14 protein-coding genes are annotated in these 16,931 nt (G+C 46.8%); 1 reads left to right on the forward strand and 13 read right to left on the reverse strand.

Annotated elements, in window-relative coordinates; genetic code table 11:
• Positions 1-193: 193 nt before the first annotated feature.
• Positions 194-625, reverse strand: coding sequence for an IS200/IS605 family transposase (gene tnpA, locus ACZ500_RS08690; protein ID WP_464232111.1), 432 nt, complete (start codon positions 623-625; stop codon positions 194-196).
• 287 nt (positions 626-912) lie between these two features.
• Between tnpA and ACZ500_RS08695 the strand changes: the two genes are divergently transcribed.
• A complete protein-coding gene (locus ACZ500_RS08695) occupies positions 913-2,670 on the forward strand; it encodes an IS1634 family transposase (RefSeq protein WP_464232112.1) in 1,758 nt (585 codons plus the stop codon).
• A gap of 463 nt (positions 2,671-3,133) precedes the next feature.
• On the opposite strand, the gene ACZ500_RS08700 is transcribed toward ACZ500_RS08695, so the two are convergent.
• The 12 genes from ACZ500_RS08700 to rfbG all read right to left on the reverse strand — a co-directional run bounded on the left by ACZ500_RS08700 (position 3,134) and on the right by rfbG (position 16,803).
• On the reverse strand, positions 3,134-4,597 hold the full coding sequence (locus tag ACZ500_RS08700) for an O-antigen translocase (protein WP_464232113.1): 1,464 nt from the start codon (positions 4,595-4,597) through the stop codon (positions 3,134-3,136).
• A gap of 221 nt (positions 4,598-4,818) precedes the next feature.
• A complete protein-coding gene (locus ACZ500_RS08705) occupies positions 4,819-6,309 on the reverse strand; it encodes a hypothetical protein (RefSeq protein ID WP_464232114.1) in 1,491 nt (496 codons plus the stop codon).
• Between the two features lie 35 nt (positions 6,310-6,344).
• The gene (locus ACZ500_RS08710) at positions 6,345-6,638 is read right to left on the reverse strand and encodes a GtrA family protein (RefSeq protein ID WP_464232115.1); all 294 of its coding nucleotides are present in this window, start codon (positions 6,636-6,638) and stop codon (positions 6,345-6,347) included.
• A gap of 238 nt (positions 6,639-6,876) precedes the next feature.
• Positions 6,877-8,397 (reverse strand): ArnT family glycosyltransferase, encoded by a 1,521-nt coding sequence (locus ACZ500_RS08715; RefSeq protein ID WP_464232116.1) that lies wholly within the window; start codon positions 8,395-8,397, stop codon positions 6,877-6,879.
• Entirely contained in the window at positions 8,394-8,870 is a 477-nt protein-coding gene (locus ACZ500_RS08720) for a GtrA family protein (protein ID WP_464232117.1), read from the reverse strand. Before ACZ500_RS08720 ends, ACZ500_RS08715 begins: the two co-directional genes overlap by 4 nt.
• Positions 8,845-9,834 carry a glycosyltransferase family 2 protein gene (locus tag ACZ500_RS08725; RefSeq protein WP_464232118.1) on the reverse strand — a complete coding sequence of 330 codons (990 nt, stop codon included), beginning with the start codon at positions 9,832-9,834 and terminating at the stop codon, positions 8,845-8,847. Before ACZ500_RS08725 ends, ACZ500_RS08720 begins: the two co-directional genes overlap by 26 nt.
• Before the next feature lie 63 nt (positions 9,835-9,897).
• The gene (locus tag ACZ500_RS08730; RefSeq protein ID WP_464232119.1) at positions 9,898-10,932 is read right to left on the reverse strand and encodes an NAD-dependent epimerase/dehydratase family protein; all 1,035 of its coding nucleotides are present in this window, start codon (positions 10,930-10,932) and stop codon (positions 9,898-9,900) included.
• A 43-nt stretch (positions 10,933-10,975) separates the two neighbouring features.
• On the reverse strand, positions 10,976-12,694 hold the full coding sequence (locus ACZ500_RS08735) for a thiamine pyrophosphate-binding protein (protein WP_464232120.1): 1,719 nt from the start codon (positions 12,692-12,694) through the stop codon (positions 10,976-10,978).
• A gap of 55 nt (positions 12,695-12,749) precedes the next feature.
• On the reverse strand, positions 12,750-13,553 hold the full coding sequence (gene rfbF / locus ACZ500_RS08740) for a glucose-1-phosphate cytidylyltransferase (protein ID WP_464232121.1): 804 nt from the start codon (positions 13,551-13,553) through the stop codon (positions 12,750-12,752).
• A gap of 43 nt (positions 13,554-13,596) precedes the next feature.
• On the reverse strand, positions 13,597-15,213 hold the full coding sequence (rfbH, locus tag ACZ500_RS08745) for a lipopolysaccharide biosynthesis protein RfbH (protein WP_464232122.1): 1,617 nt from the start codon (positions 15,211-15,213) through the stop codon (positions 13,597-13,599).
• Positions 15,206-15,799, reverse strand: a complete 594-nt coding sequence (locus ACZ500_RS08750; protein WP_464232123.1) for a hypothetical protein — start codon at positions 15,797-15,799, stop codon at positions 15,206-15,208. The genes rfbH and ACZ500_RS08750 overlap by 8 nt, the downstream gene beginning before the upstream one ends.
• Complete coding sequence (gene rfbG / locus ACZ500_RS08755; protein WP_464232124.1) at positions 15,721-16,803, reverse strand: CDP-glucose 4,6-dehydratase; 1,083 nt, start codon at positions 16,801-16,803, stop codon at positions 15,721-15,723. The genes ACZ500_RS08750 and rfbG overlap by 79 nt, the downstream gene beginning before the upstream one ends.
• Between the last annotated feature and the right edge of the window lie 128 nt (positions 16,804-16,931).

Here is a 16,931-nt window from a genome sequence, read left to right on the forward strand (position 1 = left end):
AAATTTTGCTCTATATCGCAAAAGGCTACGATAAGCGGCGAAAGCTTAAAGATCTTTTTGACAGGAGTTTCAGAGTTTGAAGCTGAATGAAGTTCCAATATTCTGTAGTCATGACCTCCGGCAAAGCCGGAGGCTTGAATTTGTGAACCGCTCAAAGCGGTAAATAAAATCGGGGGCCACCTGAAGGTGGCTGCTATTTGAACAAACCTAGCTGGTCGAGTTTTTTGTCGATTTCTTCGTGTCTTTTGATGTATTGCCGGATCACCTCTTCATCGTGACAGGCTGTAGAGACGTAGTAGCCTCTTGCCCAAAAGTGAAGACCAGTGAAATTCTTCTGCCTTCCCATATATTGGCGAGCAACGTGAATTGCGCTTTTCCCCTTCAGATAACCGACGATTTGGGAGAAAGCATATTTTGGCGGAATTGATATCAGCATGTGGACATGGTCGCCTCGCAGATGTCCTTCGTGGATTTTGCTCTCTTTGTGCGATGCCAATTCACGTAGCACGTCTCCCAAATATTTCCGTAACTCCCCGTAAAGAATCTTTTTTCGGTACTTCGGAATCCAAACCAGGTGATACTTGCAATCCCATGCCGTATGGTTTAAGCTTTGAACGTTGTTCATCGAAAGCCTCCTTGAAAGTGATCTTTGACCGGTTCACAATCTTGGAGGCTTTCGTATATTCCCGGAATTGTCAAACTTTGTGTGTCTCCCCGGCAAAGCCGGGGGTTTACTCGTATTAATTACAAGACAATTAAGTCTCGGACTCGACTTTACAAATAAGCGAACAGAAACCGCCTGATTATTTGTGATATCAATATGTTAGCTGGTGTTTATCTGTAGGACCCTACTGTATGCCGAAAAATTGCCTTCTCAAATGCAGCATATATAACCATCAGGGATATTTTCTCTTGACATGTAGGACCCTACTGTATATAGTGGGTGTCATGGCGCACCTCCACAAGAAAATCAAGAAAGGCAACGCCTACTACTACGTGCGTGAGACCCAACGCATCGATGGCAAACCTACCGTTGTCAACCAGGTGTATCTCGGCTCTGCCGACAAAATCCTTTCCGTCTTTATGGCCAAAGAGAGTGGGTTCCCCAGCCGGATTTCCTCCAAAGAGTTCGGATCGCTTTTTGCCCTGCTTGAAATCGACAAGCCTTTGAACCTCGCCGGCATTGTCGACGACGCCGTCCCTGCAAAAAGGAAGAGGCAGGGACCTTCCACCGGAGAGTTGATGCTTTATGCCGTCATCAATCGCGCCATTGCCCCCATGAGCAAACGCAGGATGTCCGAATGGTATGGCGTCACCGATATTCAGCAGATCCGTCCTGTAAACCTCGATGCCCTCACCGCCCAAAACTTCTGGAACCACTGGGATCGTATCGGTGAGCATGAGCTTACCCGCATCATGGACCGGTTTTTCACCAAGGTCCGCACGCTTTCCCACGGCGAGGAAGAACACTTCCTTTTCGACACCACAAATTACTATACCTACCTGAGTTCCCGCACCCCTTCCACGCTCGCCAAGCGGGGACACAACAAAGCCGGGAAGCACTATTTACGACAGGTAGGGCTGGCGCTTATCACGGAACGGTCGAGTTCCATGCCCGTTTACGCTTCTCTCTATCCAGGCAACCAGCACGATTCGCGGTTTTTCCGCCTCCATCTCGACGAGATCGTCGCCCGCCTCAGAGCTGCCGGGACGGCATCGGGAGACATCACCTTGATCTTCGACAAAGGGATGAACGCCGAGGAAGCCGTCCAACGCATTGACGGGGACGAAAAACTGCACTTCATCACATCCTATTCCCCGTATTTTGCGCCGGAATTGGCCGCCGTTCCTCTTTCGCAGTTCCGGCTCCTGCCCTGCGAAGTGAACGACAGGCTTCTGGCAGCGGGGCAGGCGAAAGACCAGATCCTGTACCATGAAACGACCGCGTCTTTCTGGGGCCGCGAGCGCAAGGTCGTCATGACCTTCAATCCGAGGACCTTTCGAAAGAAACGCTATGATCTGAAGGAGAAACTCAACCGCCTTCGCGAAGACCTTTTCACGCTGCGCCGGGCTTATAGAGAGGGGCATCCCCACTCCCGCTCTCCGGAGGCGATCAGGGAGCGGTACGAGAAAATATGTGCATCACTGCACCTGAGCCCGGCACTGTTCAACCTGAGCTTCTTCACGGAGGATTCTCTTCCTGCCATGGGCTTTGAACTCAACCGTTACCAGGTGGACGCCACGATCAAAAGAATGGCAAAAAGCATCCTGGTCACGGACCACCATACGTGGACTGCCCAGGAGGTATACTTGGCCTACAGAGATCGGCATCTCATCGAGAACCAGTTCCGTAAGACAAAACATCCCTTTCAAATCGCATTTATGCCCCAATACCATTGGACCGATTCCAAGATACGGATCCATGCCTTTGTTTGCATTGCCGCTCTGGTCTACCTCACGCTTCTGGAGCGCTCGCTTCGCGCCCATGGACTCAAGATGTCCGCCGCAGAGGCGGTGCGCCATCTCCGTGATTTGCGGACGGCCCTCTTCTGGCTTCCCGGCACGAAGAAACCCGGACGGAGGTTGGAAGAGCCCACATCTCAGCAAATCGCTGTTCTGGATGCTCTCGGCTTCGTGATCCAGGACGGTAGGGTCCTACAAAAGCAGTAGCTATTTTTTACTGCGATAACAAAGGCTTGGTTCTTTTTTTAATTTCTTATTTGTAAACTCGAGTCGGAGTTGTAGAACCTAACCGTCAGCTATTGTTCATACCCAAAGGCGGCCATCACTTTGGCCTGGATCTCATTGGGTTCCTCAATCTGGGCAGATGGTGCTTTTATGCCCTGATGCCAAGCGAAAGATCATCAAGGATGGCACTTATCCGCTCGTAATCTTCGGCATGCGGATGGTTAACGCCGGAATCCATCTAGGGCATCTGCTGCTGATATTTTTTGCGCATTTCTTGGTGGCCTTTTCTTATTTGTTGTCGTTATTTCAAATGTTTGAATAACGCTATACCAACAAAATCTAAGAAATTATCCACCTTAAAATGCGCTTTTTTTAAGTCTTATCAATAAATTACGTTTTTCGGATGGGCACTGGCTATAATAAAAACATAGGTTAAGTGTTTTTTTTACCTATTTTTCCCTACGCGGAGAACATCAGTCAAATCATACTGTTTGTCAGTCATATGCCATCGGCATTTTTTTCGGTTTCCAAACAAGGAACCTATGGCAACGCCTGATTTCTTTGACAACCTCCAAAAACAGTACAGACTCACTAGTGATAAGATGATTGAATTAACGACGTACTGATACCATATACTGGCTATCATGACGTTGATTAATCCGACAACGGCCAAAACTGTTCCAAAAGCGAGGATGTGCAGCTGATTGACCCGGTTCCACGTCACGCGGGCGACTGCATAGCCGATGGTGCACACAAAGGGTGTATAGATGGCATACAGGAGCAAGAAAGCAATGCCGGCGCCGGATAGGTCCCACAGTTTGGTGCAGCCCCAGATCGCTGCGATGTGGAGCAGATTGGCGATGGTCTCCGAGCAAAAAAAGGTTTTTCCCATGCCTTTGGCCAGCATAATGAAGCCCAGGGGCCATGAGACGATCCGTCCGAAGATGCCGTAAACGGACCAGCGCAGAATATCCACCGCCGCATCGAATTTGCCCGAGTAAAAAATCGTGATGACCAGGGGCGCGAAGACGATGGTGGCAGCCAGACCCGGAACGGCCAGCAGAAGGGAGATTTCTGTCTGGGAATTGACGGATTCATTTACAAGCTTGTCGTCGTGTGCCAGTCCGGTCAGGCGCGGGTAATAGTCTGTTCCCATTGCCTGCAAAACAAAATTGACCACGATTTCGGAAAAGGTGAACGCCGCGAGGTAAATTCCCACCCCTTCCAAACCTACCTGGCGGATAAGCAGAATCCGAATGACATACCCGGAGAGAGCGGTCATCAGGCCGGCCAGCATGAGTGGAATTCCCAGCCGGAGAAGACGGCCGGCATCTTCCCGGCTCTCCCGCCAAGACAGCTCGATTGGTTTCACAGAAACCCGGCGGGCGTACCACCAGGACGTACCCAAGGCAGCCGCAGCGGTAAGGAGAAGGCTTGGGACAATACCGGCTTTTCCCCAGAAATAATAGCATGGGATGCTGATGGCCGTGCCGTTCAAGGCGCCGATGACGCTGACTTTGGCCAGATCCTTGATCCGGCGGGTTCCCTGGAGAAGACAGGATTGGCCGGCGGTGATGTTGCCCAAAAGAATCGTGATTCCAATCAGCGCGATGGAGAGGGCATGTTCGGTTGAGCCGAAGGTGGCACTGGAAAGGAGCGTGGACCCCAGCATCATGATCAGCATGCCGAGAAGTCCGGTCACCCAGACAGTGCGGCGCAGGGTCTTGACGGTGCGGGCAATCCGATCTTGGTCGCCGCTGCCATGGGCCTCGGCGATCTCACGGACGCCGCTGGTGCCAATACCCATACTGGAAATGGTGCCGACCATACCGCTGATAGCCGTGTAGACACCCATCAGACCCATTCCTGACGGCCCCAGCAGCAACGCCACGAATTTGGTCCTGACCATTCCGATCCCCATGTTTATCAGCGAGGAGCCGCCGATCATGGAGGTAGATTTCAGAATTTCACGGTAACTCGTCACGACGAGTGGTTGTTGGCTCGAAAATAAATGAGTTCTCTTTTTTCACGCCTGGCTGCACAATAAACACATTAAAGCATTTCGGAAAGTTCAATAAACAAATTCAGTCAACATTTGCTTTACCCCAAAAGCTGCACAGCCAGATAGTATCAAAGCGGTGTTGTATTATTTTCTGTAGGCAATTTATTCGAAAAGGGCATATCCCTCATCTCTATGCGGCTACAACTTCCTGAAGGTAAATGAAATATATGATAGAACAGCATTACAATTATCACTGCAAGGAAAAGCTGTATGAAATATGATGACTTAGCCATCCACGGACCGAAATTCAAAAAATAGAACTGTGCGGGAAAGCCAATGAGATTCTCCCAGTCTTCCACAGCAGCCCCGATTGGCAGCCAGATTTTGGAGAAAAGGATTTGCGTGCCGATGAGCAAGCCCCATTGCTTACTGCTTAAGCGATCAAAATGTCCGCATAAGCTAATCCCTAAGACAAAAAGAGGGAATCCGGTCAGGATAAAACGAGGCTCTGGATACATATTGAGTACCAGGCTGAACACTACCGTTAAATAGGCACCCAATCCTAAATCGAATATTCTTTTTAGCATCGGCTTGAAAAACACGATACACAAAACTGCACCTGCACCATAATAAGTGATATCGCTGACAAGAAAAACCAGCGGCTTAAGAATGCTACCACGTACTAGGCCCAATGCAGTAAGTCCGGTTTCCACTTTAATGGGAGCCAAATAATACTGCAGCATCAGGCAGCCACCAATTATAAAAACACATATTATAAGATATCTCAGTTTTGTATTGTAGATTCTAAATAATTTCGATGGTCCTTTAAAATTTTCCATGACATAAACAATACACAGATAAATGTAGACCATGGCAAGGACAGAACCGATAACTTTGGATAGCAGAGATAACAGGCTGAATTGGATAGTCGGATAGTTTTGATAAAGCATGAGAATGCTATATAATCCGCCAAAACCAGCCAATATGCAAATGCATAAGAACCGAGACATTTTATGAACAAAATTCGGCGCAATCGTGAATGAAGATTCTTTCGGGAACATGAGCAAAAATGTTCCCATATAGACTGTACTCGGCCACACAAAAAAGTTGAGCACCACGACAAATGCAAGCCAAAAAGTCCTGCTCGTCAGATAGCAGTAAAGCATCGCAATAGCACCGCAAAATGCAAAAATATCCGTCAAGACCGGATAAAAAGCGGCACCCTTAACAATCCAATAGAAACCGAACAATAAAATAAGGCTGACTGTTGTTCTGGTAGTGCTCATTTGAAACATTTTACATATCTTTAGCCACAAGATAACCGAAACGAAAATACATAGGAGATTAGCGGTGACGAATGCATAGACAATATAGTCGCGCGTGATCGGAATATCGAAGAATTTTGTAGGCAAAGAAACTAATAGCGGAGGCAGAATTCTTCTGATGTAATAGTTGTCAATTTTTTGTGAAAAAAGGTCATTATATATATTAGATACTAAATACGCATAATAATCACCATCCCAGCCAAAACCATTATTCTTTGTGACCTTTTCACTTACAGAATAATAAAACGTCAACATCAACAAAAATAAAAGAATTCCTATTTTTAGATAATTCATTTGTCTTGAAGATGTCACTTGAATGCCTTTCGATATCAATATGACCGGTGCTTGTGACTGAATGAGAATCTGGAATACGGCACATAACTTATCCCTGTACAGAAAAGGATAACCATGGCGCCGGCGATTTTTGGATCAATACCCATCACCAGAACAAACAAGGGGAGCATACCTAAGCTGAAGCAGAATGTAAGCAGATAGGTCGCTGAAAATCTGAAAAATTCGCCTGCCAAACCAATACCTTTCACATACGATTTGAAGGTTATGAATTTATGAAATATGTAGGCATTCAAAATAGAAATGACATTCGAGATGACCATCCCCAACATCTATCGGCTGCAGAACAATGCTGAAAAACGGAGCTCAATAAACAATCGGGAAGAAACATTCAAAGTACCCAGGCAGATTCTATAACACCCCATGTCAAGATTTTTCCCATTTAAAGCATTACAACCACTCAGACCGTTGATCCCCTGCGCTGCATTAAACGTTCAAGGATTCAGCTCAACGCTTAAAATAAATATTTTTCTATATAAATTCCAAGCTCCAATGATTCAATCGCGCGTGTTAAGAAATACGTTTAAAAATATAGGCATTTGTAGAGTAGCTACTTCGTGTGCTTGTAAGATCTAAAAGCTTTTGTAGAATATCTATATCGCTTTTAGGTTTCCATTTCAGGTACGCGAAATCTGAAATTAGATCGTATTTTATATTATTGAATTCTTCGTTTTTTGTAATAATATATTCAGGGGCAATTTTAGATATATCCTTTTTTTCAGCTATAAATTTACAATTTATTGCTTTGCATTCATAAAAATAACGTGGATCTGCCATAACTAACGATCCATCTGGAATAGTCATTTTAATCATTTTCTCAATTCCCGCATTATTTAGCTCATTTTGAGTAACCCATATTTTTATGAGTTTGTCAGACATCGAAACACAATGTATTGATAGAACAATAATCAATAAGGCAATCACTCCATATTTGTAAATTTTCCACCTTTTCGTTTTTACAAAAATATCATAAGTCATATAAACAATTATAATATATATTAACGGTTTTACCATGGCGATATACGCCTCGGAAGCAATTTCTCTTACCAATACAATAAGACTAAGTGAAACCAACGTGAAGAAAATTAGGTTTTTCCGATTTTCAATATTTTTTTTCACAATGAGGTAGATAACCGCCCCGTAAAATATAATATATCTTGGTATGAACAAATAAGAATTTCTGAATAATTTATTAAACCAATCCCCAGATAGCATAAAAATATTGAAAACATTCGATTCATTGTTGTCTAAACCTGTTTTGATTAAAAAACAATTTCTGAAATCATTTAGATCTTTAAACTCGTAAGCTATCCAAGTAAAATAGATAACAATCATCCCAGCAAATACAAAGACCAGACTCATAAAGATTTTCTTTTTCTCAGCTTTTGTTTCTCCAAAAAGTGGATAAAAAATTAAGAACGGTAACAGCAAAAACAATCTTGATGTAGTTAAAGCGCCTAATGCGATCAAAGCACCACATAAAAAATATTTATATCGGCTCTTGATTTCAATAAACATGTACATATAAACGGCAACCATAAAAAGCATAGTAGCAACAAAATCCATTCGACCAGAGTGTAATATAAAGTTAAAATTGGGGTCTGTCATTATCAACAACAAAAACAAATAGATATAGCGCTTTTTTATCTCCAGATGTTCAAGTATTTTTAGTGAAATAACTATAATTATTAGCCCTGAAAACAAATTTAAAATTCTTCCCGTCCAGATATTAAAACCAAAAGTAGCGAATAATTTTGAATTTAGCCAAAAAAATACTGGCCCATAATATTTTATTTCAACAGGTGATTCCGGGAAAAAAGCGAAATTTATAAGCTTGCCTGTCGTGAGGTAGTTCTGCGCCATGTCAACAAAAAAGATTTCATCCCCCCAAGGCAATTGATAATTCTCAATTGTCACGATTGAAAAAATACAATAAAGAATAAATATTGTCCAATATGACATTAATTTCTTCTCTAATATATTTCTCATTTGGCAAAACCATTCTTGGTCTTTGCTTATGTAAACATTCATTTCAAGGATATGCTTTTAAACGAAAAACGCGAGTGGCTCAGATAGCTGATGATCGTGCAAATGAGGATAATCATTGCCGCTGATAGTTTAGGGGGAATCTGGGCAATTTCAACGAAGGCAAAAAGCAAGACCACGCTCAGGCAGAAGGTGACAGCATAAGCTGAGGAAAATCTGCAAAACTCCCTGATGATGGCCCTTCCCTTCGCGTCTGACCTGAACGTGATCAACTTGTGGAACACATAGGCATTAATGACAGCTATTATCTGCCCCAAAACCATTGCGGACATATAGGCAAAATGTCTGCCTGTCAGTATCTGCGAAAACAATGTGTCTAAAAAGCAAAAAACACCATACCCAAACACGGTATTCCAGATGCCGACAAGAACAAATTTCGCCTTTACCCGATGCTTGCCAAGTGAGTTATGCAGGAAAGAGAAAGCCGGGGACCTAAGCACGATGTGGATTCTGTCCATCCTCTCTAATGAAATCCCCTTCAGCATCACAGGAGTCAAAATTGATGCGCTCCTTTTCCACAACGAGGGGCCTCTTCAAGACCTGGGTATGGATAGACCCAAGGTATTCTCCAATAATGCCGATAAAAAACAATTGGACTGAGCTGAAAAAAAATAACCCAATCACTAAAGGCCCAATCCCAAGGTTAAAACTGCTCCAGAAAAGGATTTTATATAAAAAGTATCCAAAGGCCACCATCAGGCTGAGAATCGCCACACCAAACCCCGTCATCGTTGCCAAGCGCAGCGGGATCTTTGAGTGGTTTGTGATGCCAAGCATGGCGATATCGTACAGGGTGTAGAAGTTGTTTTTGGTAAAGCCCCTCTTTCTGACAGGCTGAACAAAAGGGATTTCCGCCCGTTCAAAACCAATATCGCAAATGAGGCCCCTGAAATAGGGATACGGGTCGTCGATTTTACGCAAGATTTCGATGACCTTCCGATCGTAAAGTCCGAACCCAGTAAAATTCTTGATAAGCTTGATTTCCGAGAGCTTGCCTATAAGGTTGTAGTAGAGCTTTCGCACCGCAAAAAAGAGAGGGGACTCCTCACTTTGTCTTTTTACGCCGACAACGATTTTATACCCCTCTTCCCATTTTCGTATAAATTCCGGTATCATGTCTGGAGGGTCCTGAAAATCAGCGACAATGCTGATTACGGCATCTCCCTGGGCCTGGAGAAGAGCATAATACGGAGAGCGGATGTGACCGAAATTTCTAGCATTGACAATGATCTTCACCCTTTGGTCATGGACAGCTATTTCTTTCAGAATATCAACCGTGTGATCCGTCGATGCATTATCGATAAAGATATGTTCATAGGAGTATTTTTCCAGCGACAACATTACCGCCGCGATACGTTCATGGAGCTCTCGCACATTTTCTGCCTCATTATAACACGGGGTGACAATGCTTATAGTTTTCATTGGTATATTTTAGAAAACACTCCTATCGCATTGAATACTTTACGTGCTTTTTATTACAAAACGCTACCTGATCCATGATAGCGTTCGTTCAATGGCCTTGTCGATGTCAGTATTGGCACTGATGCCTAATTCAGACTTCCCGCGACTGATATCAGGCAAATAGCGGGATGCCTTGTATTCTAATTTCGGCTTTGAATTAATACGCACCTCGACGCGACTATCCATAAACGAGGCAACTTTATTAGCCAATTCCAGAGTGGAAACCGGTTCATCGGACCCCACATTATAAACACAACCTACAGGTCCCTGAAGGAGGATTTTCCACAGCATGATGGTCAAATCTGCGGCATAGCAATATGACCTGACCGTTGTTCCGTCGCCTTGTATCGTTATGGGTCCGCCTAACAGAGCATCCCTCAGAAAGTCCGTAACTGCAAATCCCCCATTCAGGTCCTGGTAAGGCCCAACAAAGGTAAAAGGCCGTGCGATATGGATAGGAAGGTCATACCTTTGGCGATAGAGATTGCAAAGCATTTCTGCGTATCGCTTAGCTTCACCATACGCAGAGCGGACGTTGGTAATATCTGGGGCACCATGATAATCCTCAGGGATTCTTTCCAGCTCCGGTGGTTGAACCCCATATACTGCCCCAGAACTGAGAAACAAAAACCCCTCTACATTTTTTTTCGTTGCCAGTTCTAGCGTACGGCGCGTTCCCATGACGATGGTCTCTGCAACGGTGAGTGGATCATTTTTCAGCACTCTCGGTTCGCCTGGCGCAGCTGCATGAATGATAAAATCGCATTCACCATCCGGATACTCAAAATCGACAATGTCTCCCGTCAAAAAAACGATCTCTGGGCTTGAGGCCAGATGGGGTACTTTCTGTGCAAACGCCTTGGGGTTTCGACTTGGGACATAAACTCTACAAGGTTGATTTGAATTCGCATTTAGCCAGGAGAGCGTTTCTAAAAGCCAGGTACCGATGAAACCCGTTCCGCCCGTAATCAACACTCGTTTCCCTTGCAGGCGGTTAAGATCCTGGCCAACCATCTTGAATACAAATTCAATATCTTGTTGAACAATCGTATGAATCAAAACGCATACCGCGCCTTGCACGAAAAATTGGCCGCATCCCGCATTATGTGCCTTCCATCTCCGACGGTTTCACAAAAGGCTCCATCTCGGTCAGCGGATGCCCGAAGGCAATCTTCGGATAGACGTTTACAGATACATCAACGAATACCTGTAACAAGAAAGGAGCTTGCGGATTTTCCCACATCTTTTCGAGGGCTGAAGGGAGAGATTGGGAATCCATTACGGACTGACTTCTAATGTGATAGGCATTTGCCACGTCAGCAAAATCGGGTGACGAATAGCCCCAATATGTCGAAGGGTAACGCTCAGCAAAGTAGCTTTGTTGGAACTGCCGTACCATACCCAGCGAACGATTATTGAATATCACCATTTTGATCGCGAGCTTATGATTGGAAATCGTTTCAAGCTCTTGGATATTCAACTGCATTCCGCCATCTCCGGCGATCATCACAACGGGCTTACCGGTTGCAAGGCTTGCCCCTACAGCAGCAGGAAGGGCAAAACCCATTGCCCCCATACCCCCTGTAGTGAGAAACCTCTGGTGTTCGAGCAATTCCAACGATTGAGCTGCCCACATTTGATGATTGCCGACATCCACCAAATATGCAGACGCCTCCTTGGAATAGCGGGACAATTCATGCATTACCAAATTAGGGTTAATACCCTTCACCCCTTGGGCTTCCGCAATATCTGGCCATTTTTCACGCAGATCCGCAATTTCAGCTATCCATTTTCTTGGTTTTTTCCATTCCATTTTTGAAGCAAGATCAATTATGGAAGAAAGAAACGAAACCAGATGTGATAAGACCGGGTGACAACCTTTAACCCGATTATTTATCTCGCCTACTTCAATATCGACATGGTAAATGGTTCGGTCCCCTTTAAAAAAAAGAACGTCGGATCCTGTTTGCCTGATATCGAGACGGCTACCCAAAACCAATAGCAGATCTGATTTTCCTACTGCTAAATTTGCATATCGGTTGCCATAGGTGCCGATGAGCCCGACTCGCAACGGATGTTGATACGGGAGAATGTCCATTCCCAGCAGGGAATTTACAAGAGGCATTTTAACTATATCAACAAATCGACGCACCAATTCCGTTGCTTGAGCAGAACGAACCCCTCCTCCTGCTAAGATCATTGGCCTTTGGGCAAGTCTCATGCTATTCAGGATTTGATCAAGCAGATCATACCTCGGCTCTACTAATGCCTCATCCGTTCGCAATCCTGCACTCTCAACATTTATATTTGAACCCTGAACATCCATCGGAATATCGATTAAAACCGGACCCGGGCGACCAGACTTAGCCAAGAAGAACGCTTGATGAAAAACGTTCGGTACTTCGCAGGGGTCAATGATTTGAAAAACACCTTTTGTTACTGGCTTTGCCATAGAGACGATATCCAACTCTTGGAAACCGAGTTGTCGTATTTGCCGATCGTTCTTAATCTCGCTACGATTTACCTGGCCTGTGATAAAAATAGCTGGAATAGAATCAAAATAACAACTAGCAATGCCGGTCAATAAATTAGTCGCACCGGGACCACTGGTTGCCATTGCGACTCCGGGAATTCCGGTAAGGCGTCCCTCAGCCTCAGCAGCAAAGGCGGCCGCTTGTTCGTGGTGGACACTTATTAGCTCTATCTTACCTTGGCGGTGAATCGAATCCACTAAGCGAGTGATCATACCGCCTATTAATTCATAAACGTGTTTTACGCCCTGCTTATATAAAAAATCGGCTATAAAATCTGAAACAATCATTTTTCACCCGTAGATATATTGATTTTTTGAACTTTGAAGGTACATCGTCCGATATTTAAAAGTATGCTTGCCAAATATTCCATTCCGCCTGTTTATTGTTCCATAGCATATTTAAATATTCTGCGTCCCTTATAGTGTCCATGCAAGCCCAGAACCTGTCATGCTTGTAAACCATCAATTGCCCATTCCTGCTTATTTCTTCCAACGCTTGCGTCTCCAAGTCACAATCATCCTGGTCTTCCAAGTAATCGAAAAGAGCCTTTTCGAAAACAAAAAAGCCGCCATTCATATAGTTGCCCGCGTATTTTGGTTTTTCAGCAAAACGGGTGACCTGGTCTTCCTCGATACTGAGTTCGCCGAATCTCAAAAATTTGGGGCGGACACCCGTGACCGTAGCAATTTTTCCATGGCGTCGGTGAAAGTCCAAAAGATTTGCAATATCGATGTCAGCGACCCCGTCTCCGTAGGTCACCATGAATTGATCCGCATCGATATACTTCTCAATCTTTTTCAGCCTTGCCCCTTTTTGGGCATTGTCGCCTGTGTTGCAGAGGGTGATCTTCCAGTCACATTCATCATAGCTATTATGAACCTTGTATGCACCATTCGCCCCCAGGGTGATCGTCACATCGCTATTCATGATTTGGTAGTGATAGAAGTATTCTTTGATCAGTTCCCCTTTATATCCAAGGCAAAGGATAAAGCGTTTGAAGCCATAATGAGAGTAGATCTTCATGATGTGCCATAGGATAGGGCGTCCGCCGACCTTAACCAAGGGTTTGGGTTTGAACTCGGTTTCTTCGCGGAGCCGTGTGCCCTGACCTCCACAAAGGATAACAACGGGAATATTCTCATTCATCTTGCCATACCCTTCATTTGCTTGATGCGGCTTTGGTTTGCTATTAGGCGTGCCTTAAAAAGGTCCTTATTCGCTCGCAAATATAGTTTCCCATCGGCGCACCCATTCCAGGATAAACACCGACCCAGAAGCTGTCGTGCATAATTTTGTCCGTGACCTTTAATTCCCCCACAATACGATAATCCCTTCCCGACGTCAGATGGTCGAAGCACGGGTGACGCGTGAGGTTACCGGCAAAGAGATTGCGGGTCTGGATGTTGTTTTTTTCAAGATATGCCGTGATGTCGTTCCGGGTGAAGCCAACGCCGTCCTTCAGGGTAAGGAGAAAACCGAAGGGGCTGGGATCCGTGTCCGGCGCGATTTGGGGAAGATGAAAAACAGCATCCAAATCCTTCAGGGCCTCATAGAAATGCCGATGGTTTCTTTTGCGCCGGACCGTGAAGGCCTCCAGTTTTTCCAACTGGGCGCAGCCAATGGCCGCCTGCATATCGGTCGCCTTCAGATTGTAGCCGAAGTGCGAATAGACGTACTTATGGTCATAGCCGAAAGGCAGGGTGCCAAACTGATGGTCGAACCGGTGGCCGCAGGTGTTGTCTTTTCCGGGCGGGCACCAGCAATCCCGTCCCCAGTCCCGGAACGATTCGACGATGCGCTTGAGTTCCAAATCGTTGGTATATACAGCTCCTCCCTCGCCCATAGTGATGTGGTGCGGCGGATAGAAGCTGGACGTGCCCAGATTCCCGATGGTACCCGTGTATCGCCATTCTCCGCCCAGACAATAACGGGAGCCGAGAGCATCGCAGTTGTCCTCGATAAGCCACAGTTTGTAGCGATCGCAAAAGCGCTTGACTGTTTCCAGGTCGAAAGGAAAACCGAGGGTGTGGGCCAACATGACCGCCCGCGTGCGGGAACTCAAGGCCTCTTCCAGAAGACCCGGATCCACATTGGCATCAGGAAGGCGCACATCCACGAAAACCGGAACAGCCCCGTATTGAATGACCGGGGCCACCGTGGTGGGAAAACCTGCGGCGACCGTGATGACCTCATCGCCGGGTTTGATGCGACGCTCGCCAAGCTTGGGAGATGTCAAGGCCATGAAGGCCAGAAGATTGGCGGATGATCCCGAGTTGGTGAGGGAGCAGTGTCGGACGCCTAAAAATTGTCCAAGGGCCTTTTCGAATCGGGCTGCATACCGGCCGGCGGTGAGCCAGAAGTCCAGGGAGGCATCCATCAGGCTGATCATCTCTTTTTCGTCATACACCCGGCCGGCATAGGGGATGCGGGATGTCCCCGGGATGAAGGGAGATGGCATGTGCGCAAACTGATAATAGTTTCTGAGAGAAAAGAACTGATTCAACCTTAGAATTTTGTCCACCACTCCGGTCTTGACCCGGCCGATTTGTGTGCAGGCAGCTTTTTCGGCCCAAAAGGTTTTGTGACTTTGGATAACGCTTGTTTGGTTCAATCTGCCGGCATCCAGGCTATCGTTATCGAGAACGACGGATGTAGGTTCTTCTCGGTATTTTTCCACTTCCTTGCTGATGAATACCAGGAGGTACTCCTCCAGATATTCTCCGATCACGAGCCCGGGTCTGGTTTTAACGCCTGACCCGTCTGCATACCGAAATTCGGTCGAAACGAGGATGCCGATATCAGACATCAAAAAGATCCTCCGGCCGGGTGTCGTCCTCCCCACATGCGCCTATGATGCTTGCCCACTTAAATTCTTCGTCTGTCCAACTTTTCATCTTGTATATGATGCCCTTTTCATCCGTACACTCAAAATCGGGGGATTCTGTCTCTTCAGACAAAAGGGGGGACATAATCACTTCGACCTTACGCCCGAAACCGGAGGGCACCTGAATGTGTATAAAACCGTTGGCGTCCGGCATGACGATCTGTCTCAGGGAGGCTGAAACAGGCACCCTGGTCGAGTCGATCCCTGCAGCGAACCGGACTTCGTCGGAACGGATTTCGGATTCCGTCAGGCGAGCTGTGGAAACCATATCCGGGGGCTCATGTCCTGATCCTTTGCAGGAAAGGCGGGGGACAACCTCAATAAGGAGATCTGCGGACGGGATGGAGGGGAGCGGCTCGAGAAGTTCGATCTTTCCGTTTCTGTAAAGGCCTCTTTCGGCCGGCATCACATCACCTCCTGATAGTGGTTTTAAGAGGCCGTGTATCGCTCGATCTGCTGGAGGCAAAGATCCTTCATGTCGGCACCGCGTTGGTATGCCCGGGTCCATTCAACCGTGGCATGGATGGCCTGTTGCAGGCCCCAGCGGGGCTGCCAGCCAAGGAGGGTCCGCGATTTGGAACAGTCCAGCTTCAGGTGATAGGCCTCGTGGGGATGGGGACCGCTGTCTATGGTATAGGCGCCGGGGGTTCCCCATTTCTCACAGAGCGACTGCACCACCCGTTCCACTGGAGCGGCATCGCTTTCACCGGGCCCGAAATTCCAGGCAGAAGCGAACCGGGGACCGTCTTCAACCAAACGCTTTATGAGGAACAGATAACCGCACAGGGGTTCGATCACATGCTGCCAGGGCCGGATAGCTCCGGGATTGCGGATGGCGATTGGTGCTCCAGTGAGCAAGGCGCGCATGCAGTCAGGGACCAGCCGGTCTGCACCCCAGTCGCCGCCGCCGATGACGTTCCCGGCCCGAGCCGAAGCCACGCAGGGAAAAGAAGCAGCACCGGATAAGGGCTCACCCTCAGTTGTAAAGAACGAGCGGCGATAGGCGCTCGTCACGAGTTCGGAACAGGCCTTGCTGCTGGAATAGGGATCGTAACCCCCCATCGCCTCGTCTTCGCGGTAGCCCCAAATCCACTCCCGGTTTTCGTAACATTTGTCGGTGGTCACGTTGAGGATGGCCTGAACCCCGTAAGTGTGACGCACCGCTTCCAGGAGATGCACCGTCCCCATCACATTGACTGCATAGGTGCCTACCGGATCGAGATAGGATTCACGGACCAGGGGCTGAGCCGCCATGTGGATGACAATTTCCGGACCAAAGGCCTGGATGGCCTGTCGCAGGGTTTCCAGGTCTCGGATATCAGCCTCATGCGAGGATTGAAGCGTTTCCTCGACCTTGGCGAGTCCAAAGAGGTTGGGCTCGGTGGGGGGGGCCAGGGCATAGCCCGCGACCTTCGCGCCCAAGGCATGGAGCCAGAGGCACAACCAAGAGCCCTTGAAACCCGTATGGCCGGTTATAAAAATTTTCTTCCCGCTGTAAAAGCCATCAAACATGTCTGCTCTCAAAATTTGCTGCAATCTTATTGGCTAATCACCGATTCTGGCGGTGGGATCGATCCTGACCGATAACGTAAATCGGGCTTGGAACTCTTTAAGGCAAATGTCGATTTACGAGCAGGATA

It is taken from the genome of Desulfatiglans parachlorophenolica, from assembly GCF_055394735.1.